At 46.0% G+C, this 23,178-nt stretch carries 28 protein-coding genes and 1 pseudogene; 7 read left to right on the forward strand and 22 right to left on the reverse strand.

Annotation, left to right across the window (positions count from 1 at the left end; all coding sequences use genetic code 11):
• Positions 1–18: 18 nt before the first annotated feature.
• Both NSQ37_RS16590 and bglA read right to left on the reverse strand, forming a co-directional pair.
• Positions 19–1,488 (reverse strand): glycoside hydrolase family 30 protein, encoded by a 1,470-nt coding sequence (locus NSQ37_RS16590; RefSeq protein WP_025284867.1) that lies wholly within the window; start codon positions 1,486–1,488, stop codon positions 19–21.
• Positions 1,489–1,635: 147 nt separating this feature from the next.
• Positions 1,636–3,078 carry a 6-phospho-beta-glucosidase BglA gene (gene bglA / locus NSQ37_RS16595; protein ID WP_122504070.1) on the reverse strand — a complete coding sequence of 481 codons (1,443 nt, stop codon included), beginning with the start codon at positions 3,076–3,078 and terminating at the stop codon, positions 1,636–1,638.
• A gap of 249 nt (positions 3,079–3,327) precedes the next feature.
• Here bglA and NSQ37_RS16600 point away from each other — a divergent pair, with 249 nt between their 5' ends.
• Positions 3,328–4,053 (forward strand): GntR family transcriptional regulator, encoded by a 726-nt coding sequence (locus NSQ37_RS16600; protein WP_007407949.1) that lies wholly within the window; start codon positions 3,328–3,330, stop codon positions 4,051–4,053.
• 60 nt (positions 4,054–4,113) lie between these two features.
• On the opposite strand, the gene ctpA is transcribed toward NSQ37_RS16600, so the two are convergent.
• The gene (gene ctpA / locus NSQ37_RS16605; protein ID WP_039254848.1) at positions 4,114–5,517 is read right to left on the reverse strand and encodes a carboxy-terminal processing protease CtpA; all 1,404 of its coding nucleotides are present in this window, start codon (positions 5,515–5,517) and stop codon (positions 4,114–4,116) included.
• Positions 5,518–5,662: 145 nt separating this feature from the next.
• On the opposite strand from ctpA, the gene NSQ37_RS16610 reads away from it, so the two are divergent.
• Together NSQ37_RS16610 and NSQ37_RS16615 are read left to right on the forward strand one after the other, a co-directional pair.
• Positions 5,663–6,364, forward strand: coding sequence for a class I SAM-dependent methyltransferase (locus NSQ37_RS16610; protein ID WP_076425292.1), 702 nt, complete (start codon positions 5,663–5,665; stop codon positions 6,362–6,364).
• A gap of 92 nt (positions 6,365–6,456) precedes the next feature.
• Positions 6,457–6,708, forward strand: a complete 252-nt coding sequence (locus NSQ37_RS16615) for a hypothetical protein (protein WP_007612011.1) — start codon at positions 6,457–6,459, stop codon at positions 6,706–6,708.
• Positions 6,709–6,751: 43 nt separating this feature from the next.
• Here NSQ37_RS16615 and NSQ37_RS16620 read toward each other — a convergent pair whose 3' ends face one another.
• Together NSQ37_RS16620 and deoD are read right to left on the reverse strand one after the other, a co-directional pair.
• Positions 6,752–7,570, reverse strand: a complete 819-nt coding sequence (locus tag NSQ37_RS16620; protein WP_007407945.1) for a M15 family metallopeptidase — start codon at positions 7,568–7,570, stop codon at positions 6,752–6,754.
• 83 nt (positions 7,571–7,653) lie between these two features.
• Positions 7,654–8,352, reverse strand: coding sequence for a purine-nucleoside phosphorylase (gene deoD / locus NSQ37_RS16625; RefSeq protein WP_003153702.1), 699 nt, complete (start codon positions 8,350–8,352; stop codon positions 7,654–7,656).
• Between the two features lie 136 nt (positions 8,353–8,488).
• Between deoD and NSQ37_RS16630 the strand changes: the two genes are divergently transcribed.
• A complete protein-coding gene (locus NSQ37_RS16630) occupies positions 8,489–8,614 on the forward strand; it encodes a hypothetical protein (RefSeq protein WP_003153701.1) in 126 nt (41 codons plus the stop codon).
• Positions 8,615–8,668: 54 nt separating this feature from the next.
• On the opposite strand, the gene NSQ37_RS16635 is transcribed toward NSQ37_RS16630, so the two are convergent.
• The 3 genes from NSQ37_RS16635 to NSQ37_RS16645 all read right to left on the reverse strand — a co-directional run bounded on the left by NSQ37_RS16635 (position 8,669) and on the right by NSQ37_RS16645 (position 9,907).
• A complete protein-coding gene (locus NSQ37_RS16635) occupies positions 8,669–8,989 on the reverse strand; it encodes a YodL domain-containing protein (RefSeq protein WP_003153700.1) in 321 nt (106 codons plus the stop codon).
• Positions 8,990–9,048: 59 nt separating this feature from the next.
• Positions 9,049–9,660 carry a phosphatase PAP2 family protein gene (locus NSQ37_RS16640; protein ID WP_099566845.1) on the reverse strand — a complete coding sequence of 204 codons (612 nt, stop codon included), beginning with the start codon at positions 9,658–9,660 and terminating at the stop codon, positions 9,049–9,051.
• 73 nt (positions 9,661–9,733) lie between these two features.
• Positions 9,734–9,907 (reverse strand): YozD family protein, encoded by a 174-nt coding sequence (locus NSQ37_RS16645; protein WP_003153696.1) that lies wholly within the window; start codon positions 9,905–9,907, stop codon positions 9,734–9,736.
• A gap of 117 nt (positions 9,908–10,024) precedes the next feature.
• On the opposite strand from NSQ37_RS16645, the gene NSQ37_RS16650 reads away from it, so the two are divergent.
• Positions 10,025–10,168 carry a hypothetical protein gene (locus NSQ37_RS16650; protein WP_012117771.1) on the forward strand — a complete coding sequence of 48 codons (144 nt, stop codon included), beginning with the start codon at positions 10,025–10,027 and terminating at the stop codon, positions 10,166–10,168.
• On the opposite strand, the gene NSQ37_RS16655 is transcribed toward NSQ37_RS16650, so the two are convergent.
• The 14 genes and pseudogenes from NSQ37_RS16655 to cgeC form a co-directional block, all read right to left on the reverse strand.
• Complete coding sequence (locus tag NSQ37_RS16655; protein ID WP_003153690.1) at positions 10,165–10,845, reverse strand: hypothetical protein; 681 nt, start codon at positions 10,843–10,845, stop codon at positions 10,165–10,167. The two genes, NSQ37_RS16650 and NSQ37_RS16655, sit on opposite strands and share 4 nt — an antisense overlap.
• A 409-nt stretch (positions 10,846–11,254) precedes the next feature.
• Positions 11,255–11,479, reverse strand: a complete 225-nt coding sequence (locus tag NSQ37_RS16660) for a YozE family protein (protein ID WP_150941277.1) — start codon at positions 11,477–11,479, stop codon at positions 11,255–11,257.
• Positions 11,480–11,553: 74 nt separating this feature from the next.
• Positions 11,554–11,832, reverse strand: a complete 279-nt coding sequence (locus NSQ37_RS16665) for a YokU family protein (protein WP_012117773.1) — start codon at positions 11,830–11,832, stop codon at positions 11,554–11,556.
• Positions 11,829–13,250, reverse strand: a complete 1,422-nt coding sequence (gene ablA / locus NSQ37_RS16670; RefSeq protein ID WP_007612018.1) for a lysine 2,3-aminomutase — start codon at positions 13,248–13,250, stop codon at positions 11,829–11,831. The genes NSQ37_RS16665 and ablA overlap by 4 nt, the downstream gene beginning before the upstream one ends.
• Entirely contained in the window at positions 13,247–14,119 is an 873-nt protein-coding gene (gene ablB, locus NSQ37_RS16675) for a putative beta-lysine N-acetyltransferase (RefSeq protein WP_059368413.1), read from the reverse strand. The genes ablA and ablB overlap by 4 nt, the downstream gene beginning before the upstream one ends.
• Positions 14,082–15,389 (reverse strand): peptidase, encoded by a 1,308-nt coding sequence (locus NSQ37_RS16680; RefSeq protein ID WP_095272795.1) that lies wholly within the window; start codon positions 15,387–15,389, stop codon positions 14,082–14,084. The genes ablB and NSQ37_RS16680 overlap by 38 nt, the downstream gene beginning before the upstream one ends.
• Positions 15,355–16,050 (reverse strand): 3-oxoacid CoA-transferase subunit B, encoded by a 696-nt coding sequence (locus NSQ37_RS16685; RefSeq protein WP_025284875.1) that lies wholly within the window; start codon positions 16,048–16,050, stop codon positions 15,355–15,357. The genes NSQ37_RS16680 and NSQ37_RS16685 overlap by 35 nt, the downstream gene beginning before the upstream one ends.
• A complete protein-coding gene (locus NSQ37_RS16690) occupies positions 16,035–16,724 on the reverse strand; it encodes a CoA transferase subunit A (RefSeq protein WP_015240035.1) in 690 nt (229 codons plus the stop codon). The genes NSQ37_RS16685 and NSQ37_RS16690 overlap by 16 nt, the downstream gene beginning before the upstream one ends.
• Positions 16,725–16,730: 6 nt before the next feature.
• Positions 16,731–18,062, reverse strand: a complete 1,332-nt coding sequence (locus tag NSQ37_RS16695) for an aspartate aminotransferase family protein (protein ID WP_015240036.1) — start codon at positions 18,060–18,062, stop codon at positions 16,731–16,733.
• A 246-nt stretch (positions 18,063–18,308) separates the two neighbouring features.
• Positions 18,309–18,756 (reverse strand): annotated as a pseudogene (locus NSQ37_RS16700) (AraC family transcriptional regulator).
• A gap of 137 nt (positions 18,757–18,893) precedes the next feature.
• On the reverse strand, positions 18,894–19,040 hold the full coding sequence (locus NSQ37_RS16705; protein WP_014418145.1) for a YjcZ family sporulation protein: 147 nt from the start codon (positions 19,038–19,040) through the stop codon (positions 18,894–18,896).
• Between the two features lie 78 nt (positions 19,041–19,118).
• Complete coding sequence (locus tag NSQ37_RS16710; protein ID WP_015240038.1) at positions 19,119–19,898, reverse strand: GNAT family N-acetyltransferase; 780 nt, start codon at positions 19,896–19,898, stop codon at positions 19,119–19,121.
• A gap of 38 nt (positions 19,899–19,936) precedes the next feature.
• Positions 19,937–21,208, reverse strand: coding sequence for a glycosyltransferase family 2 protein (locus tag NSQ37_RS16715; protein WP_099566849.1), 1,272 nt, complete (start codon positions 21,206–21,208; stop codon positions 19,937–19,939).
• 64 nt (positions 21,209–21,272) lie between these two features.
• Positions 21,273–21,572, reverse strand: coding sequence for a spore maturation protein CgeC (gene cgeC / locus NSQ37_RS16720; RefSeq protein WP_059368415.1), 300 nt, complete (start codon positions 21,570–21,572; stop codon positions 21,273–21,275).
• Positions 21,573–21,782: 210 nt separating this feature from the next.
• Between cgeC and NSQ37_RS16725 the strand changes: the two genes are divergently transcribed.
• Positions 21,783–22,214 carry a hypothetical protein gene (locus tag NSQ37_RS16725; RefSeq protein WP_012117783.1) on the forward strand — a complete coding sequence of 144 codons (432 nt, stop codon included), beginning with the start codon at positions 21,783–21,785 and terminating at the stop codon, positions 22,212–22,214.
• A 6-nt stretch (positions 22,215–22,220) separates the two neighbouring features.
• Complete coding sequence (locus tag NSQ37_RS16730; RefSeq protein ID WP_253612911.1) at positions 22,221–23,177, forward strand: CgeB family protein; 957 nt, start codon at positions 22,221–22,223, stop codon at positions 23,175–23,177.
• The last annotated feature ends 1 nt before the right edge of the window (position 23,178 follow it).

Below are 23,178 nucleotides of genomic sequence, written 5' to 3' on the forward strand. Positions count from 1 at the left end.
GCCGGTTTTTTACTTTTTTCACTTCCATTTGTAGGTAGCCACAGTTTTAGCCGGGATGACAGCTTCAAACTGCCGATTTTCTGAAACGACATGGAATTTTTGATCGGCGGATGTCTGGTTGATTACGACTGTCACAATGGATTGATCAGGATTAAGGAACGATACATTCGAGACTGTGTTTTTGGAGCCATAATTACTTTCTATCCGCTTTGCTCCCCGGTCGATAAATTTTGAAAAGTTGCCTGTCATATGAAAGATCGGGATATTCCAATAGCGGTCAGGGTTTTTAGCATCCTGAATAAACAGCGTCGGGTCTGGGGTGCCTATCCAATGATGCGTCTTGATTTGACTGTCGAGCATCGTCACCCACGCATTGTAGCTCGACGCGCCATTGCGGAAATACTGCGCGATCCGGTCCGCCCCTGCCGTCCCCCAGACAGACCGCTCCGTTAAGTGAATAGATTGATCAGGATATCTCTTTCCGATTTCCGACATGACGGAAAGGTCACCGTCATAATCGTGAAAAGCGATGCCGTCTGCCGCCCGGTTTCCTTTTTTATCATCTAAAATCGGCGGAATATAGTTCCACGCCCCGCTCGCATTGTGATCATAAATCCAAATTTTCGTGTCAATTACGTGTTTTTTCATTTCTTTTTTTAAGGCCAGTGCCAGTTTACGCTGCTGAGACGGCGGCATATACATGCTCGGATAGTCGATTTCCAGCAAAGGTTCATTTTGAAGGGTCATCGCATAAATCGGAATTCCCTGCTTTTCGTACGCCTCAATAAATTTGCGGAAGTAAACGGCCAGTGCGCCGATATATTTATCTTTCAGCTTTCCCCGCTTGAGGTTTTCATTCGTTTTCATCCAAGCCGGCGGACTCCACGGTGAGGCAATGATTTTTAGTTCCGGATTTATCGCCAGCGCTTCCTTGATGGTTGCTGTAATGTGTAAATCAATATCCTTTTGGATCGAGAAATGGCGGAGCTTAGGATCTGTTTGGCCTTCAGGCATATCGTCGTACGTATAAAATTCCTGTGCCGTAAAATCAGATGTCCCGATCGTTATGCGCATAACGTCCATTCCGATACCATCTTTGGGATCAACCAGTTTTTTCAGCACTTCTTTTCTTTTTGCGGGTGTCATTTTTGATAAATTATGGATTGTGGATTCTTCCAGGGACGATCCTACGCCTAACACATTTTGATAGCGGCGCGACGGATCAATATACACAGCGGCGGAGTCAGAAGCCTTCTTTTTTGTCAATGTAAGCGGTGTTTGTTCGTCTAAGGCGTATTTCACTTCTAGCGGCCCGTCATACCACGTACGGGAAGCCGGATCTTTTTCAGAACTGAACCACACCCTTACTTTGTTTTTGTCTGAAGCCTTCCGATCAGCCGCATACACTTCGGTTTCCATGCTGCTTGATATGAAAAAGAAAAACATAAGAAAAACCAGCGTTATGTGCAGACCTTTTTTAAAAAACATGAACCACCATCCCTTTCCTTATTTTTATAAGCGATTCTAATTGAAAAGCCGGACAGTCACCTCCTTCCCGCTTGAATGAATGCGCTTTCAAAATTACTGATAAAAAGCCGGCTTCACACAACGGTGAAGCCTTCCCTTTTTACACCTTTAAGATACATATGAGCCGTTTGTTTCAATCACTTTTTTATACCATTCAAATGAGTCTTTCTTAAGCCGCCTCATTGAACCGTTGCCTTCATTATCCCGATCAACATAAATCATGCCGTAGCGTTTTTTCATTTCTCCGGTTGTAAATGACACGATATCAATAATTCCCCATGGTGTATAGCCCATTACATCCACACCATCATATGTGATTGCTTTTTTCAAAGCTTTTATATGTGACGATAAATATTCAATTCTTGAAGTGTCATGAATTGAACCGTCCTCTTCTAATGTGTCGATGGCGCCGAATCCGTTTTCCACGATAAATAATGGAATCTGGTAGCGGTCGTATAAGCGGTTTAATGTGTACCGTAAACCGGTCGGGTCAATCGCCCAGCCCCAATCACTCGCTGTAATATAAGGATTTTCCACACCGTTTGGCAATCCTCCGTTTACGACATCCCCGGTATTATCGTTTGATACATCACTTTTTACGGTTGTAGACATGTAATAGCTGAATCCGAGGTAGTCCACTCGGCCGTTTTTCAAAATCTCTTCATCACCGTCTTCAAAGTGTATCTGATAGCCTTCTCTTTCAAACTCTTTTAACGCATAGCTTGGATAATATCCGCGAACCTGCACGTCCGGGAAGAAAAAACGCTGTCTCATCGTTTCTTCAGCCAGCATCACATCGTCGGGGTGAGATGAGTACGGGTAAATCGGAACATGTGATACCATCGCGCCGATCCTGAACTCAGGATTGATGTCTCTTCCCTTCGAAACAGCCAATGCGCTTGCCAGCAGTTCGTGATGGCCGGCCTGATACATGACTTCTTTTGCGTTTTCGTTTTCTTTGACGGCGACGCCCGAGTTCGTCCATAAAAAGATCGGATTATTCACATCCATCTTATTATTGATTTCGTTAAACGTCATCCAATACTTCACCTTATGTTTATAGCGTTCAAAACACACTTCAGCGAATTTTACAAAAAATCCGATGGTTTTTCTGTTTCTGAAACCGCCGTATTCTCTCGCCAAATGCAGCGGCATCTCAAAATGTGACAGCGTGATTACCGGTTCAATCCCATGTTTCAGCAATTCATCAAACACCCGGTCGTAAAAAGCCAATCCTTCCTCATTGGGCTCGGCTTCATCACCTTTAGGAAAAATTCTGCTCCAGCCGATGGACGTTCTTAAACATTTCAGGCCCAGCTCGCTGAATAATGCGATGTCCTCTTTATAACGATGATAAAAATCGATCGCTTCATGATTCGGATAAAATTCCCGCTCTTCAATTGTATCTGTTATTTTCCGGGGCACACCATGCGCGCCTGCCGTCATGACGTCCACTACACTCGGCCCCTTGCCGCCTTTATTCCATCCCCCTTCAAATTGGTGGGCGGCCAGAGCGCCTCCCCATAAAAAATCTTTTGGCAATGTCCCCATCGTTTATATCCTCCTTTATTTGACTGCCGCTTGCATGCCGAATAAATGCACTGCAGCCGCTTCAAGCATCCGCTTCGCAAGTGCAGAAGAATGCCTGCCTTTATTTTCATATTATACGTTTACATTATAATTGTACCGATATAATTTATCAATACATAAACAATTATAGTTAATTTACGAAATGGCTTTTAAAAACGATTATGCTATAATTCTGGAAGAAGCGGGACAATAAATGAATGAGGAATGTATATGTTAAAATACCAGCAAATCGCGATAGATATTGAAAAATACATAGAAGAACATCAGCTGCAGCAAGGGGATAAACTGCCTGTGCTGCAAACCTTAATGAGCCGGTTTAACGTGAGCAAAAGCACGATCACCAAGTCCTTAGATTTATTAGAAAAAAAGGGGATTGTGTTTCAAGTGAGGGGAAGCGGCATTTTTGTCAGACGGAATAAAAGAAAAGGGTATATCAGTCTGCTTTCTAATCAGGGATTTAAAGAATCACTTGAAGATTTTAATGTCACTTCCAAATTATTAGCGCTGGAAGTGAGAAAACCCACGCCTGAGGCTGCCCAAAATCTGAATATGCCGCCTGACGGCGACGTGTATTATGTCAAGCGAATCCGATATATTGATGGGCTGACATTGTGTATCGAAGAGTCATTTTACAACAAATCGATTATTACGTATTTGAATAAAGAGATCGTGGCAGAATCAATATTTGATTATATTAGAGAAGGTCTCGGGTTAAAGCGCGGTTTTTCAGATTTATATCTGTACGCGGGGATGTTAAATGAGGAAGAAGCGGAGTACTTAGGTCTGTTTACAGGAGCGCCTAAGCTTTGTGTTGAAACGATTTTTCATTTAACCAACGGCCAGCCGTTTGACTTCTCAAAAGTCACCTATCACTATGAGCAATCACAGTTTTTCATTCAGGCGAACAGCCACCTTTTTGAACAGGAAACGACATAAGACGGGCTTTTCGCAAACAAAAAACACCCAATGCGCGAGCGGCGCATCGGGTGTTTTTTACTATTTCATATTCTTATTTAATGTTTCAACGGCTTTTTTCATTTGTGTATCGTTGTCCGCAAGCTGTTTTTGCAGATCCGTCATCAATTTTGCCGTTGTGTCTCCCTTTATAATGCCTGTTTGTTTCAGTTTCTCTTTTGCTTGGAATTGTTTAACGGCTTGTTCAAATGCTTTATCATACGTGCCGTTTACTTTCACGCTGTACCCCAGCGCTTTCAGCATTTTTTGCGCATTGGTGACGGTGGTTCCGGAATCCCCGTATTTGTATGTTTTTTTCGCATCTAAATACGGCAGGTTCGCATATTCAGGAAGCTTAACCTGATATTGCGGTTTGATGCCTTTTTTATGAATCCACTCTCCGTCCGCTGTCAGCCATTTAGCGATTGTCAGTTTAACGGTAGAACCGTCGCTGTAATCTTTTGCCGTCTGCACGGTTCCTTTTCCGAACGTTTTCTCGCCGATCAGCGGAATGCCCGATGATTCATGCAGCGCAGCCGACATGATTTCCGCGGCGCTCGCGGTGCCGTCATTGACGAGGACGACTGTCGGTTTTGTCACTTTGCGCTCTTTCGTCGCTTTCATGACCTCTTTCGTGCCGTCTTTGTATTCGACCTGCATGATATTTTTCCCTTTATCGATAAACATGTTGCTCATTTTGATGGCTTCATCCATCAGTCCGCCCGGGTTGCCCCTTAAATCGAGAATGTATCCTTTCGCTCCTTGTTTTTCGAGGCTGTCAATGGCTGAATTCAGCTCTTTTGCCGTCGATTCGGAGAAGGATGTGATTTGGATTTCGCCGATGTCTCCTTTTTTCATTTCAGAGTACACCGTTTCAACCGGAATGGTGTCACGTTTGATCGACAGGTTCAGATCGCCGACACCCGCTCTGTGCAGCACAAGCTTGACGTTTGTTCCCTTTTTGCCGCGGATTAATGCGACGGCTTCGTTTACATTAAGGCCTTTAACGCTTTTGCCGTTGACCTTCAAGATCTGGTCATTCGGTTTAACCCCCGCTTTTTCCGCGGGTGACCCTTTAATCGGCGATACGATCAGGATGCTGCCGTCCTTTTCTTCCACTTGTGCGCCGATGCCTTCAAACGAAGCGGAAATGGTTTCTTCAAAAGACTTTCCTTCCTGCGGGTCCATATAAGAAGAATATGGATCATCCAGGGAACTGATCATGCCTTTTATCGCTCCGTCTACTAATTTGCTGTCATCTGTTTTTTGATAGTAATCACTTTTAATCTGCTCGTAGGCTTTATTGAATTTCTCAAATTTGCTGTTCGTCAAAGCAGCCGAGCCTTGTCCGAAAATGGTCGTATTGCCCGTGATAAACAGCGTAAGCGCCGAGGCTGCGACCGCGGTGATCAATATAATAAAAAACAGTTTAAATTGCCGCTTCAAGAAAACACCACCTTTTTATTCTTACATTATTATCATAGACGAACGCTCATTCGTCAACTTCAAACGTGAGGCGCCCTTCTTTCCCGTTTACCCAAACCTATGCTTTTCTCTCAACATATGCTGAGGAAAAAGGAGGATTCGGCCTTTGAGCAAATATTTAGAAATGCTGTCCTTATTCGGAGTCGGAGGGGCTCACCCCGGCGGGCTCGCTTTTTCCAAAGCCGTTCTCACAAAAGCGGCTCCTCCTCCTGGCGAACCGATTCTTGACGCCGGCTGCGGAACGGGACAGACGGCCGCTTATCTCGGCCACCTGCTGTACCCCGTCACCTGTGTTGATAAGGATCCCCTTATGCTTGAAAAAGCAGCAAAACGATTTGCCGCTGAAGGCTTAACCATTCCGGGCTATTTGGCGGAGCTTGAGCGGCTCCCGTTTGCTGAAAATCATTTTTCCGCCGTTCTTTCCGAATCAGTTCTCACCTTTTCAAATCTTGATTCATCGCTGTCTGAAATCCTGCGGGTCCTTAAACCCGGGGGTATGCTGATCGGCATTGAAGCTGCTTTACAAAAGCCCATGCCGGAAAACGCCATCACGCAGATAAAAGACTTCTACGGTTTTACCGTATTGCAGGATGAAACGGCATGGAAACAGAGATTGCTTCAGCAAGGCTTTCAGAAAGCGGATTTCATTCCCGCTGTCTTTGAAAACAATGCGCAGGAGCCGACTACAGAAATGGATTTATCGCCCGTTATTCAGCCGGTTCACTACGATACGCTGACGGCTCATTACGAGCTTATGCAGACGTACCGTGAATATATGGGACACTGCGCTTTTGTCGCTTACAAGTAAAACGGCGATTGTCCTCCTGTTTTCGTCCAACCTTTTTACCGCACTCTATCATAAGCTGACATAGAAAGATAGGTTGGATAGGAGGAGAAAAGATGCAAAACTATTATCATCTTTGCCGGCAGCACCAGGGAAAAGTAGCAAGAATTACAGAACGAAACGGCAGAGTCCACGTCGGAAGAATCGTACGGGTGACTAACAGCAAAGTGTATATCGCCCCTGTCGGCGGCCGTCACAGAGGATACGGGTTCGGCTATTGGGGAGGCTGGGGAGGCTGGGGAGCAGCCTACGGTATCGGCCTTGGTTTAATTACCGGATTTGCGCTTGGAGGTTTACTCTTCTGGTAATAAAGAAAGCCCGCTTTCTATTTTTCAAGCGGGCTTCTTCTTATTACACTTTCTTTACTTCATTAAAATATTCTTCAAGTGTTAATTGATGGTCATGGATGGCTTTTGCCGCTTTTTTGCCTACATAGCGTAAATGCCATGGTTCATACTCATACTTTGTGACATTTTCTTTGCCTTTAGGATAGCGGATGATAAAGCCGTATTCATACGCATGGTCTTTCACCCATTTGCCGTCCGCCGTGTTTCCGAACGCTTCATTCAGCTCATATCCGTTGCTTTTGCTGGAAATGTCCATGGCAAGCCCCGTCTGGTGTTCGCTTTGCCCCGGATATGCGACGGCTTCTTTCGCCTTTTTTTCACCTTTCAGACTGACTTCATTATCGAAAATAACTTTCTGTCTGTCATAAGAGCGGTATCCTGAAACGGCAACCAGGTCATAACCTTCTTTTTTCCCGGCGCTGAATAGTTCCGCCAAAGCATCGGCGGCAGGTTTGCGGATATATCGTTTCTCGATTTTCTCAGTAAAAGAAAATTCGACTTTCGGGATCACGAGATCATTCGGTTTATAATCTCCCGGCAGCGTGTATGTCTTATTCACGAGCGCAAGTGTATTTGTCGGGTTTTGAATGGTCTCAAGCCCGTTCACTTCTTTAATATCATTAAAATATTTGCTCTCCAATACAAAATCGCTGTTTTCTGCCTTCGTTGTTTTTTTGCTTGATGTGTCATCTGATTGTTTTGTTTCAGCTGCTGTTTTTGTGTCCTTGTGGCTGTCGCCGCCTGAAATGCTGCAGCCGGTTCCCACGATTGCGGTTACGCTGAGAGCGGCAGCGAGCGAAAACCATTTAGTGGATTTCTTCATTTTACACTTACCTTTCTTTTTTTGAATCAGGGCGATGCATAAAGAAGAGGGCTGCTTTAATCAGCATAACCCTCATCTCAAGTTTACGATACAGTATGCAGCGCCAGTTTAATCATATCATGAAAAGTCGTTTGACGCTCTTCTGCCGTTGTTTCTTCTCCCGTTAATACGTGATCGCTTACAGTCAGGATAGACAGCGCTTTTTTGCCGTATTTAGCGGCAAGCGTATATAAAGCAGTCGTTTCCATCTCTACGCCGAGAACGCCGTATCTGGCAAGCTTTTCGATTTGGGAGTCTTCATTGTAAAACTGATCGGCGGTGAATACGCTTCCGACCGCTACGGGAAGATTGTTTTTTTGCGCTTCCTGGTACGCTTTATGAAGCAGTTCGAAGTCTGCGCAAGGAGCATAATCTACACTGCCGAAGGCGACACGGTTCATCTGTGAATCCGTTGAAGACGTCATAGCCAAAATCACGTCACGCACCTTCACGTCATTACGGATGGCTCCGCATGAGCCGACTCTGATTAAGTTTTGAACATCATAGCTTTGAATCAGTTCATTCACATAAATAGAGATAGACGGAACACCCATGCCGGTGCCTTGGACTGATACTTTTTTGCCGTTATATGTACCCGTAAATCCGTACATTCCTCTGACTTCATTATAGCATTCCACATTTTCAAGATAAGTTTCCGCAATAAATTTCGCTCGGAGCGGATCTCCCGGCAAAAGCACTGTATCCGCAATTTGGCCTTTTTCTGCGTTTATATGTACACTCATTTCCTTTTCCTCCTGCCTATTCAAACTCCCACCCATTGTACACTGAATAACGGTAAGAGACAATCATCAGCATGATCAGGGCGATCTTGGGCAGAATATGCGGGATGACAAGCCTAAAGAAAAAGGAGTGAACATAATGGGCAAAAAACAGCGCAACCGGGTGACCGGCCAGAAAAAGAACAATCACGTGCCCGTTTCAGACGTCATTGCAGCTGATGAAGCGCATGGAAAAGAGCATTCCGCCGCTAAACGGAAGCCTTAACACTGTCTTTCCCAGACAATACGGAAGCCGGCTGAAGATTCAGCCGGCCCCGTCTTACCTCGGCTGGACGAGCAACCGGTTAATTTTGCTCCATCCCGCAGGGTTAAGCCTGTAATAGGTCTTTCCTTTTCTTCCTTCGTCTATGAGTATGACATCTCCGGTCGCTATGAATCTGGCTTGATAGTCGTTTGGGACCGTATCAGGCACATTAAAAACAGAAAATGCCCTTTCCAGTGCGTCTTGATGATTGTCAGCGGCCAGCTCTGTCCGATAGACGACCCTGTATCCCTTTTTCTCGCCGTAGCGGGGTGTTTGAAAAATCGTCACATCATAGGCGCAAGTCTTTTTTTTAAACACGGGCAGCGATAACAGCATCAAGATCCCTCCCTCTTATTTCTTAATAGTATTAGCGTTTTTTCTCATTTCTCCTGTCTCTATTTTTGTCGAAACGGATGATACTTTTCGTCAAAGAGCGCAAAAAGCGAAACGAGGCAAAGTCCGAGACTGAATCCGGCAAGCACATCCGTCGGAAAATGCGCGCCCAAATAAATTCTGCTGAATCCGATCAGAATGACGAGAACCCCGGTAAAAACGGTGACGGCCCGTTTTCTTTTCGTGAAAAACGGAACATGCTTGATCAAAAAGTAAGCGATGACGGGATACATCACTGCCGAATTCATGGAGTGGCCGCTCGGAAAACTGTATGAGGTTTCATGGACGAGCGGTTCAAAAGCGGGTCTGGCTCTTTCAATCAATTCTTTTATTTTTATGTTTACAATCCGTTCAATGAGAAAGAGAAGCGGCAAAAAAACAACATCCGGCGTTTTTTTGTACATATACAGAGCCGCGCCTGTCAAAAGAAGAAGCGGCAAAAGCACCGCGGTCGTGCCGAGCTCCGTTATCCATAACATCAATTCATTCAGCCAGGGAGCCCTGATCCTGACAGCCGCTTCTATGAGACGCTCATCAAAAACCTGGACGGCTTCTATCCGGATCGCTGCTGCGAGCAGAATAAACAATGCGAAAAGACTTGCTGGCTTGTACAACGTTTTCCCCCCATGTTTCATTCTCCCGAGCTGATTGAAAAAACCGAAGCTTTTTCACTTCGGTTCCGCAGTTTCAGTCTTCATCAAGCTCTTCGTCTATCATACATTTTTCTAATAAATAATCAAAGGTGATGTCGGCTATTTCGAAGATTTCCTCTTCACTCGGTATGTACCCGCGCATAGCAAGCTGACTGTAAAAATAATCAGCTATTTCTTCTGTGTCAATCACAAGATCTATTTCTTTCATGCAAACACCGCCTCCTTTTTTATGTTTTATGAAAAAACCGTTCAAATTATACCCGAAAGTTCTAAACGTTTTGTCCGCTCATATACTTTTAAAAAACAAGCCCCGGAGGGAGAAAAGATGATGACGAAAATGATGGCTTTATTGGACGGAGATGGATTTGATATCGTATTGGAAAAAGTGCTGAAAGGAATGTCGTTTGTAATCTTTGCCGGCTGTCTGCCCTGGTTTTTATATGTCACCGTCCGTTTTTTTGCCGGCTAGCTGAAATGCTCCCGCAGGCTTTCCAGCACAAAATTCATCATATCTTTATATTCTTCGTCACCGAACAAATGATAAAGAATCTTATAATCGTTATAAATATCAAGCAGCTCATCTACAATCGATACCGCCAGCACATGCAGGGCATCGGGATCATCAGCATCGCCTTCAAACTGAAGAAGAGCAGACGCGACGGTATCCTCGCCGATCTCATGAGATGCTTCCCCAACATAGTGGACAAACAGCAGCTGATGTACAAACTGATCCATTTCATATTTTCTCAGAACCAGCGTGAGATCCTCTTCCTCCGTTTCAAGCCACTCTCCGTCTTTCAGCCGAGTCAGCTCATAAATAATATCCTCCCAGCCATCCTCTAAATATCTCCATATTTCAGTTCTGTGGCCGATGACACGGAATAATTCCTTTCCGTAGTCCTTTACATATACTACGTCGCCGATCAGAAATTCATATTCAATATCCAATTTTTCCATATCGACGATCACGCCCTCATAATCTTTATAAAGCTGGATGGACGATTCAAAATAAAGCACTTCATTATGATTGACTTCGTAAAGATAATGTTTATCAATTTGATGAACCTTCGTAATGGTGCCGACGGTTCCGTACATCACGACGACCACGATGTCTCCCACTTGAAATTTCGGTTTATCTGGCTTCATGCTGTCTCCCCCTTGCCGCGGACTGTCATACGCTATCGTATGCCGGCCGCCATCATTTCGCATGGGCATGAAAACCACAGGAAATATCTATTTCTGAACCTGTTCAAAATGTCAAAAAGCGCAACATGCTTGTGCGTTTTTTCGCTTACCGTAACAGAAGCGTCCGATGACATTCCGCTCTCGATCGAATGAGCAGTAACAATGCTGAGACAAAAAGCTTCTATTTTTTATGAGTCTTTGTTTTTTTCTCTATGACGCAAAGGTAAATACCCGGCCCGAAGGCATGTTGACAATATCACCGCCGTGATGTTCAAGATTTGCCGTGAAACAAATCATCGAAGGTGTATGGAGATTCAATTCAGGCTGCATATTTGCAACAGAAAAAAACCGCACAATGTGCGGTTTTTCGTCAGGCGTGATGCACCTCGGTCTCATATTTTTCCCAAGCTTCATCAAATGTCGCCATCGTTTCTAAATAGTCGGCGCTCAGTTCTAAATAAGAACTGAGCTCGTGATAATCGCTTGACGTTTTCGGAAAGCTGTGATCTTCGTATGCCTGATTCGCAAACTGGCTGATTGCGTCCTGCGGCTTGGGATGCCTGTATTTCATCAAATAGTGATAAAAGGATTTCATGGGTTTCCCCTCCTGATGACTGTCTTTTGTTGTACTATTATACAATTCAAGTGTGAAATTACAACAAAAGAAGACTAGGAGAAGTCAAAATAATTCCGTTTCAAGATCCGTTCTGTCTCCATCAGCTCTTGATATGTGAGTGTTTCCGGTAATTTTTTTGCATTGACTAAAAAAAGCTGATTTTCGATTTCCGCTATGACCGCTTCCTCCTGATAAGTCATGCCGCAGGAGGAACAGGCGAATGCGGGTGTTTCTGTAATTTCTATGGCCCTCGTACCGTCAGGAAGCTCCCAGTACACAGCCGCCTGACAAGCTGATGCCTTCTGATTGCCGCACCACTCGCATGGCTTCACGGCGACTCACCTCCGACTTCCGATCCTGCTTTTTGCTCTTTCTTTTGCTGTGCAATAAATTTCTTTTCTTTCAATTCATCTCTCTTTTCCCTGCGGTCTTTCAGCGTTTCATGATCAGGGTTTGATGTAAACGTTTTCCTCCTGTCGATCCTCGATACATTTTCCGGTGTGAACGAAACCTCTTTGTCCGCGAAAATGGCGCTCAGTCCGACCGGCTCGTGTTTGGCCATCGTTCCCGGAAAAACAGATTCAAAATAGTCGTCGGCTTGATTCGGGATATAGTTTTCCGGCTCGGGATAAGATGTAATCACCCCTTCGAAGTTTCTGATCACAACTTTCTCCGGACTTTGGGAGAGCAAGTAGTTCGGCTGCAGGGCGATTTTACCGCCTCCGCCCGGGGCGTCGACGACAAAGGTCGGCACGGCAAAGCCCGTTGTGTGGCCCCTCAGTCCTTCAATGATTTCCAGCCCTTTTGACACAGGCGCTCTGAAATGGCCGATTCCCTCTGACAAATCACATTGATAAATATAATACGGACGCACACGGATTTTCACTAAATCATGCATGAGTTTTTTCATAATCGGCACCGAATCGTTAATGCCTGCTAAAATAACGGCCTGGTTACCGACCGGAACACCTGCGTTAACGAGCTTTTCACACGCCGCAACCGATTCTTCCGTCAGTTCGATGCTCGTATTAAAATGAGTGTTCAGCCAGACCGGATGATATTTTTTCAAAATCTCACAAAGGTTATCCGTTATCCGCTGCGGAAATACAACGGGCGCTCTCGTTCCGATCCGGATAATTTCAAGATGGGGAATGTCACGCAGGTTTTTCAAAATATATTCCAGAATCTGATCGTTGATTAAAAGCCCGTCTCCGCCGGAAATCAGGCAGTCACGGATTTCCGGCGTTTCCCGGATGTAAGCGATTGCCGCATCAAGCTGTTTTTTCGGCACCCCCATTCCGATCTGTCCGGAAAAACGCCTTCTGGTGCAATATCGGCAATACATCGAGCATTGATTTGTCACCAGAAAAAGAACGCGGTCGGGATAGCGGTGCGTAAGACCGGGAACCGGTGAATCTTCATCTTCAAACAGCGGATCTTCAAGGTCATATTTCGTTTTGTGCATTTCTTCTGACAGCGGCACGGACTGCATGCGGATCGGACATCTCGGGTTATCGGGATCCATTAAAGAAGCATAATAAGGCGTAATATTCAGGGGAATGGTTTTTACAGACATCCTGACGCCTTCTTCTTCCTCTTCGGTCAAATGAATGACTTTTTTCAGGTCATCAACGGTTCTTACAGTATGGGTGAGCTGCCACAGCCAATCATTCCACTTGTCTTCCGGCACATCTTTCCACAATTCAATCTCCTTCCAATGACGCTTCGGCTGAAACCATTTGTTTGTCAAACGAATTCCTCCTTATGAATGGCCAAACGTAAAGTCTTGCACCATATATTCATATTTTCGAGCCCTTCTGAAATGCGGCAGTTGTTCAAAAGCCTGCCTCTGTAGCCGTATCCGGCATGATACAAAACGGCATTCATCCCGTAAGACGCTGCACGGGCCAAGGAAAAAAGATGGATGATTCCCCGGTCCGCGAGTTCCTGCTCCAACGCTTTAAACAAGTGTGCCGTTACGGAGTTCCCCCTGTAATCTGACAGAACCGCGCAATCGGTCATTTCAGCGTGCCCCAATACCGGATTGATATCTGCGCTTGCCGCCCCAATGAGACGATCCTGATCGAATGCGGCATAATAGATGGTGTTTTCTCTCATTGTTTTTTTAATATAAAGGGGATTAAAGACAGGAGTCGGATAGGTAAGAAAAACATGTTTATATAAGTGCGTTAAACGGTCTGCATCATCTTCGTCCGCTTTTCTGAACATCAGCGCGCTTTCTGTCTGAGTCAGTCCCCGCCGCGGTGTCTCATGTAAACGGTCAACAGTCGAATCTTCTGATACATATGAATCTGACCGTCTCCGTTCCTCTGCTAAATAGCGCACCATCACAACAGCCTCATGCCCGTTGTAATACCCGTCTATGACACCCTCAACAATAAAAAGATGCTTGACAAATTCCGGCTCATCGCCGCGCTTGGCAAAGAAAATTACCTTTTGGGCTCCTTCTTGCTTTGCTTCTGCCAAAACGGCCGGAATAAGCGCCGTGATCTGTCCGTCATAATGAATGACTCTGAGCCGCTCATTGAAACGGTCTGCATCAATCTCGGCCGCTCCCTTTTCAGCCCTCAGTTCCTTTATCAGCTCCGTCACCCCCATCTGCCACCCCGCACCATTCCATGATAAAAAGAGAAATGATTTTGACGGCATCGATTAACGCCCGGATTTCAATGTATTCATTCGCCTGATGCGCCGCCTTGACTTCTCCCGGCCCGAAGACGATGACCGGCGTCTGTCCTGCGTGCTGCAAAAGCCCTCCGTCCGTTCCCCACGGGGACGCTTCACGAACCGGTTTTGCCCCTTTCATTTTCTCAAAAGAAGATTCCAGAGCGGAAATCAGCGGATGCTCATCCGGGAGATCATTCGGAAGCCACTGAGCCCCAAACCATTCTATTTCCGCGGGGTGGTGTTTAAACCATTCATCCCGGTACTCCAAATCTTTCAGCCAGCTTGCCAGCTCTTCTTTTACTGCTTCGGGCGTTTCATCCGGAGCTATTCCGCACCTGCCTTCTATCACCACACGGTCAGCTACCGATGATGGCCACGTTCCCCCTTGGACGGTGCCGATATTAATGGGAACCGGGATCGGAACGTCCCGATAAAGCGGGTCTGTGATACGGGCGTTGCGGACGTGTTCAAGCTCTTTAAGGGCTGTGATGACATGCAGGCTTTTTTCAATTGCGCTCACCCCTTCATAGCGGGTGCCGCCGTGTGCGGACAATCCCCTTACCGTAATGCGGAACCACATAGACCCTTGCTGCTTAACAAACAGCTTTAAATTAGTCGGTTCGGGAATAAGCGCCCCGTCAGCCTTGTAGCCCCTCATAACAGCCGACAGCGTTCCCGCGCCGCCGCACTCTTCATCTACGACACTTTGAAACAGGACATCTCCTTTTAACGTAATCCCGCAGGCTTCAAGCGCTTCTAACGCAAACAAGAGGGCTGTATTGCCGCCTTTCATATCCGTTGAACCGCGGCCGTAAACTTTGCCGTCCTTTTCAACAGCGGTAAACGGTTCATACGTCCATGCGGCGGGATTTCCTTCCGGGACAACATCAATATGTCCGTTCAGTATCAGTGATCTTCCGCCCCCGGCCCCTTTCTTTACGGCTGTGATATTCGGGCTTTCATGGAAGTCTTCGCGTTCCGATACAAAATAAGGATGCTCTTTCAAATGTTTGACACTCGGCTCCCATACATCAATATCCATGTCAAACTGTCTCAGTTTTTCTAAAACGACTGCCTGTGCGTTAAATTCATGGCCGAACGTGCTTTTTTCCCCGATCAGCCGTTTCAGCAAGCTTACCGCTTTTGCTGTGTTTTCTTCCGCCCACTCAGTGACTTTCTTTTCTAATTGATCCATGGACATGCCCCCTTTTAAGAAAACATTCTCCCAATCTGATCTCGGCATCCGTTGTTTGAATGACATCGTCTATGGTCGTGCCATTCAGCAGTTCCTCAAGAACAAAAGCCCCATCATCTATGCTGATGACGGCTTTCTCTGTAATGATGAGATCTGCACAGCCCGCTGCTGTAAGCGGCAATGAACAGCTTTCGACCAGCTTCGGCCGTCCTTTCTGATCGGTGTGGCTCATGACGACAACTACTTTTTTCGCGCCTTGGGCAAGCTCCATCGCCCCGCCCATTCCAGGCACTTTTTTTCCCGGCACGAGCCAATTGGCGAGATCACCTGTCCTGCTGACTTGGAGCGCGCCTAAAATGGTAATATCTATCAGCCCTTTTCTGATCATGGCAAAAGACAGAGCTGAATCAAAATAGGAAGCTCCCTTAACTGTACTGACAGGAAATCCGGCCGCATTGCATAAAAGCTCATCCTCCTCTCCGCGCTCCGGACTGCCGCCGATCCCGAGGACGCCGTTTTCCGCCTGCAGCATTACCTCCATGCCGGCCGGCAGAAAGTTCGGCACTAAAGAAGGAATGCCGATCCCCAGGTTGACAATCATACCTGAGGTAACTTCACTGGCGGCCCGCCTCGCGATACTCTCTCTTTCCGCTATTCCCAAGCCCATTTCCACTTCACTCCTTCACTTTGCACGACACCCTCCACGAAAACGCCCGGCGTTACAATATGCTCGCTGTCAAGTTCGCCGGCAGGCACAATCTCTGCCGCCTCAGCAAATGTTCTTTCGGCCGCCGCAGCCATCAGAGGGTTCATGTTGCGCGCCGTTTTGTCAAACGTCAGATTCCCGAATTCATCAGCAGTATGTGCGGACACAAAAGCGAAATCAGCCGTCAGCGCTTTTTCAACTAAATAGGACTTTCCGTCAATCGTTACGGTTTCTTTGTTTTCACAAACGGTTGCGTTATCAATGCCGATATCAGTTAATATACCGCCTAGCCCCGCTCCGCCTGCGCGAATCCGTTCAGCAAGCGTCCCTTGCGGCGAAAATTCCACCTCAAGCGCTCCGTCAGTCATTTGTCTGCCCGCGACAGGATTTGAGCCGATATGGGAAGCGATCAGCCTTTTTACCCGCTTATGAACGATAAGCGGGCCGATGCCGATTTCCGGAAATCCGGCATCATTGCAGATGACGGTCAGCTCTTTAACGCCGCTTTCCAAAATCGCTTCGATTAATGACGGAGGTGAACCCACTCCCCCAAAACCGCCGAACATGATGACAGATTCGTCCTTGACATCGGCAATTGCTTCATGAATATCGATTTTTTTATGAAAAATAGACATATCAGCTCAATCCTTCTTCATCATTTTTTCAACTTCTTCTGCTGCCTGGGAAAATAGATCTGACAGCTCATCCAGCTCGGCATATGAAATCGTGAACGGCGGGGCGATGATGACGGCGTCTCCTTCTCCGCTGTCAATACCGGGCTTTGCAGGGTAAATAAGCAGGCCCCGTTTTTTTGCCGCTTTAATGATTTTTTCGGTGAAGGCCTGTTTTTTCGAAAAAACGTCCTTCGTCGTTTTATCCTTAACGAATTCAACCCCGATCAGGAGGCCTTTACCGCGGACATCCCCAATCACCCCGCTGCGCTCTTTGATTTCTTCTAATTTCCGCTTCAGCATTACGCCTTTCTCCTCTGACTGCCGAAGCAGCTCGTGTTTCTTAACATAGCGAAGCACTTCAAGCGCCGCTCTAGCACAGTATGGGTTGGCACTGTACGTATGTCCGCTCATAATGACCCCGGAGCCCCGCTTGATCGTTTCAATGATGTCATCAGACGCAACGGCTGCCGCTATCGGAGCGTAACCGGCGCCTAACCCTTTTCCGAGCACCGCGATATCAGGTGCGATCCTCCAATGCTCAGAAGCAAGCATCCGCCCTGTTCTCCCGAGCCCCGTCATGACTTCATCCGCGATAAACAAAATACCGTGCCGGCGGCAGACATCCTCAAGCGCTTCATAATAACCTGCCGGCGGAGTGATGGCCGCCCCGGCTGCTCCGACAATCGGTTCTGCGACAAATCCCGCGATAAATGAGGGACCGATCCGCTGAACAGCCGTTTCCAGTTCAGCCGCCGCAGCTTTCACAAATTCCTCTCCCTGCAGCTCTGAACGATACATATTAGGCGCTGAAACGGCAGGAAACCGTTCGAGCAACTGGGTGAAGCGGTATCTCCGTTCGTAGAACCCCGATAATGAAAGCGCTCCCAAAGTAATGCCGTGGTAACTGCCCCATCTTGATAGAAAGACGGATTTTTGGTATTGCCCTTTTTCCTGCCAATATTGAACGGCCATTTTCATCGCTGTTTCGACTGCCTCTGATCCGCTGTTTACAAAAAATGACCAATTCAGCCCGCCCGGCAGATGATCCGCCAGAAATAAAGCGAGTTCTTCTGCCGGAGTACTGGTGAATTGCGAGCGATACACAAACGAAACGGAGTCAAGCTGCTCTTTTAAAGCTTGTATAATATCCTCCGTGCCGTGGCCGATATTGCAAGTGACCGCCCCCGATGCTCCGTCAAGATACTTGTTCCCCTCCTGATCATACACATATGATCCCTTTCCATGACTGACTGACGGATAATTCCCGTCAAGCTCCGGTTTGATTAAATAGCTCCCCATATCTTTCCACCTCGAAAACCCATTTGCTTCATTGTATGAACAGATGAATAACCGCATTCTTATCCTTCAGAAAGTTTTTTGCAGAAAATACCTTTCTGTAAAACAGGCTGCCGGAGATGTCCCGACAGCCTGAAGAGCGTTCTGGAAATTCTATTCCTATTGTTGATTTTATTCTTTGCTCAGCTCATCATCCATCATTTTTGATCTGAATCAGTATAAGCAGAAGGCGGAAAATTCCCGTCTTCTTTACCGTATGGGAATCAATATTTCACACAAATGATGATTCACCTTTTGTAAAGTATACCTTTCGATAATGGGCTGCTCTCTGATTGATAAATTATTTTTTTCGATCTCAGAAAAAACAGTGTTCCAAAATCCACTGACTGCCTCTTTTGTATGATCAAGCAAGAAAACAGCGTACTTCCCTCCGGAAAATGTACCAATCCGGGCTGGTTCAGGCACATGGTCTTGATTGATAACAAGACAAACATCATAGCGGCATTTCTCTTTAGGAGTACGATTCGGATGATCTTGCGGAATTCCTAAAATGACAGAATGACAAAGCAGACCATTCAATTGCGCCCAGTTTTTAAATGACCTCCATCAGTTCTTTGTTTTGCTTTCCGCCATACTCTCCGATGTTTCGGAAATAAGCAATTTTTGATTCAGGTAATTCTTCAATCGTTATGTTCACATTTTCGCCCCCTTCTCCAGAAAGGTAGTATGTATTAAAATGTTTTTCAAGCTGATTTTTCAGCATGGAAATAACAAAAAGCCTGCAGAAAGTGATGTTCTCTGCAGGCTGATTTTCATTATAGGATTTTTTTCAGTCTAACAAATAAAAGCCGCACCGACGATGATTAATAAAATAAACAATACCACGATCAGCACAAAAGTGCTGGTTCCGCCTCCGCAGCCGCCGTGCCCGTAACCATAGCCAAAACTGCCGCAACCGTAGCCATATCCGTATCCGTACATGCGCAAATCATCCTTTCTTCTTACGATATACGGCATTGTATGCGGGCCAACTCCCAATTGGTTTATGCGAATGCCCAACTATGTAAGAAAATAATGAAAAATTGTATGCACGCGCCGAAATCTTTTGAAGCCGAGTTTTTCATAAAAGCGGTTTACACCGTCCATCCCGGACGTCACAAGGTATACGGTTTCCATGCCGTTCAGCTTTGCCGCCGCCATCAGCTCATTCATCAATATCGATCCGTAGCCTTTTCGTTGGAATTGGTCCAGAATTGCGACTTCTTCTATTTTTGCGGTTTTATCTGCTTTGTTGATGAAAAGCTCTCCGCAGCCGATCGGAATCGTTTGCGAGGCGTCGCTGTAGCACACGACAAGCATAACCGTTCCGTCCTTATACAAAGGATATTTCCGCTCAAGCTTTTGTTCGGCCGCCGCCTCGCCAATGTAAAGGGCATCATAGATGTTCATAATAGACGACCCGTCGGCGAGGCTTTTTTCCGTCCCCCAAGCAGTGAGCGGGTGTCCGGCCTGCAGGTCCCCATTTTCCAGTTTCCTTGCAAAAAACAGCTCATCTTCCACTACGCAGCCCTGCTTTACGAGATTTTGTTTCAGAAGAAGCGGAAACGCGTGCTCCGGAGCCGCTTTCACATGAATATAATTGGCTTGAAGCAAGCCCGGAACGGACGAAAAAAACGGCAGCAGTTTGTCTAACGGAAATGTACGGTGCAGCTGAACAAAGTTATGCGAAAAAATCTGCGGCAAAAAAGGGTCCGTATATACACTGAAATGCTCGAACCTCTGAATGCCGGAAGTAAGCTCTATATACTGCTTCTCGGTTTTATCAAATTGATCGGTCATAAAAGCTCTCCTTTTCCTTACACATCCAACTGCATCCCTCAACCTTTTGTTATATTGAGATTTCTCATAATTTCATCGTACACCGGATAGAACGGCATTCCAATTGGTAATTGTTTAATTTGCTGAAAGGAAATGGGTATCGCCTTCTGATTCGCAAAAAAGCGTTTCGCTACGTCATGACTGATCGGATGGAGAACCCCTCTCAAATAAACATAAAATTCCCGTTCAATGCGAAACAGCATTCTCCCGGGCAGATGTTGAATACAGCCCGATGTCCCCCGGCTGATCGGCGGACCGTCCGGAAGCGATTGTATTTCGGCCCGCTCTAAAGCCGGGATGTCATGCCGTTTAAATCGGTAAAAGCGAAATGCGCTATGATCAACCAGCCTTTTCTCCCCGTCTTCTATAAAATAAACATGAAACTGATCCCTGACGAGCTGAAAATTCGGAATACTGACGGAGTTCTCTTCCTCATATTGAAATAAAAACGGATCCGGAATGACGACGGTTCGGCCTTCATATAACGAATGCCAGCGCTCGTTTACAGGCTTCCTTTTATTTCGGTCAAGCTGATATACTTTCTGATCCGTCCCCTTTACAAAGGATCCGTCGATCAGGACAGACGGAAGCGATTGATACGTGTTCTGAAATGAGTGGGGTGTTTTATAGGTCGTATCCAACACTTCTTTTATCGGCAGAAATGATGTAAATGTGTTGAGCCTGCTCCAAAAAACAGAGTCTCCGTGATTCCAATGCATAACATCTTCGTCCCAAAAGCTGCCGAACTTCTCTTTCACACGCTCAAGCAATGATCTCCGGTGCATCACTGAACAGTGATCAACGAGAAAAGCGGCCTGATCAAGCACCTCTTCAGCAAAACGATAGAAGTGGAATTGTTCTGTTCCGCGCCCGTTTACATGTATCACCTTCTGGCTGGAATAGACGGCATCAAACTCGCTGTATTGATTAAGCGCTTCCGCCATGCGGCTGAGCCTATCCGGATGAAATACGGTGTCGTCTGTCAAATAAGTGATGTATTCGCCTTTAGCCCGTGAAAGCGCATCATTAATCAAAACGGCATACCGGGTGGACTTCAGCCGTTCGGCAGGATTGATAAAACTGTTGTCATAATATATGCGAGGATCTTTTATATACGTACTGATGGCAGCCGAGGTTTCTTCATTTGAATGATCATCCATTACAAACAGCTCCCAATTGCTGTAGGTCTGATGCAAAACACTTTCAATCGCCTGTTTCACAAGATCCGGTTTGTTGTAACTCGTTAAGATAATTGAGATCTTCTTTTCCATCCCATCACCCCTTCTGTAAAACGTAAAAAACGGCTCCGAAAGAGACAGAGCCTGATATCCGTTATTAAAAAGCACCCCAGCTGACGATGCTTGAAATCGCGACGTTTGATCTCGTATTATTGAGCGGATTTTGAAAAACGGCCAAATCTGACAGCACTTCTTTGACAATTACGTTTTGCAGTGTGCTGCCGTTAATCAGATTGACGCGTGATACAGGAACCCCAAGCTCTTTTGCCATTACAAGCTGACGCCGCAAATCTGAATGATCTCCGGACGGCTGACGGGATAACAAAAGAAGAAGAAGCAGTACGAGCTGAAAGTCCTCCTCAAAACCCCCGTGTTTTACAGTTTCTTCTGAATCCAAAGTATTCCTCTCCTTCATTTTTTAATCTATACAACGTATGTCATACTCTTACAAACCGCATAGGCAAACAAAGCCTGATTCGAAAATTCAGCTGTTTGATTAAATATTGAAAAAAACACAAGCAAAACGGCATTCGACTTATACCAATCTCTTCAATCAGGAATATGAATAAACGTGAGGTTGAAATTGTTAAAGGAGGTGTATGTCCGCATGAGCGAAGATCGTTTGGAGCTTAAAAAGAACTTATTGAAAACTCTTTTAGCCCCTGTATTTGACAACAGCGCTTTATCTGGCGGTACAGATGGAGGAGATAACGTGAAAAACAGCGTAAAAGAATTATTGGAAGCGGCAATTGATGCAAAAGTAGATGAAGCAGCGGTGAAAGACAGTCTCAGCGCACAATCTGTATTGGGAAGCGGTATTTCATTAGCGGCGAGATGGATTTTTGCAAGAATTCAGCCCGGCACTGTCATCAGCATTGTGATGGATTCAGGAGACATGATCGGCCCGGTTCAATTTGTTGCCTTTGACGAAATTCACGGAATCGTTTTTGTTACACAGGAAAATTCTGTTACACCGGCAGGCTCTGCTACAACATTGCTTGACGTCGACAAAGTTGAAAGTGTCACGTTCACTTCGTAACAGCATATGAACGTTTTATATATCCGTTCAGGATATAAAGGCATATACACGTATTTTGACCGCTGGATCGAGGAAGGCTTTTTACAGTCTTCCGTCCGCTTTTTTTCTGTTTCTGAGTTTGAGGAAGATACCATCCGCAGTATACGGGCATTCAAACCAGACATCAGTCTGATGATGACGGGAGACCGTATTCCGTCTGAATGGCTTCAATGGCTGAAGACAGAACAGATTCCCGTTTATCTATGGATGACGGAAGATCCTTTTTATTTCGATGTGAGCATGACAATCGCCCCTTTCGCCGATGCCGTTTTAACGATAGAACAAAACGCGCTTGATGCTTACCGGCAAATGGGCTTACAGCACGTATATTATGTCCCGATCCCCGTTAATCAGCGGCTTTTTAAGAAACAACCTGCTGAAGCTTCTCTTCACACAAATCTGCTTCTGATCGGATACCCGTACCCGAACCGCGTTGAACTGGTGAAAGCAGCGGCGAAGCTTCCGTATACGCTTCGTATCATCGGGAAGGGATGGCGCAGACATCTGCCTAAAAAAATCGCCAGGCAGCAAAATGTGCTCGTAATGGATGAATGGATTGCACCCGAACATGCCGCATTATATTACAACAGCGCAGACGTGGTCTTAAACCCTCACCGTTCTTATCGGTTTGCGCTCAATCAGAACGGACGCGGCATCGAAAATATCAGTTTAAATACGAGAAGCTTAGACATTGCGGCTTGTCAGGCCTTTCAGCTGACAGACCTTTCTCCCGCGCCCCCGTTTTCATCCTTTGTTTCTTACAGCGGGCTTGCGGATTTTGCGGATAAAATCCATTTTTATATGACAAACCCGGGTGAACGTAAACAAATCGCGGCGCTTAATTATCAAGAGACAGTACCGGCGTACACGTATGACCAGCTTCCGGCTGTGCTTGCGGCTATCCGTTCCAAGACTTTCTCATGAA

This window comes from Bacillus sp. FSL P4-0334 (assembly GCF_038004825.1).
Classification (GTDB): Bacteria; Bacillota; Bacilli; order Bacillales; family Bacillaceae; genus Bacillus; species Bacillus velezensis.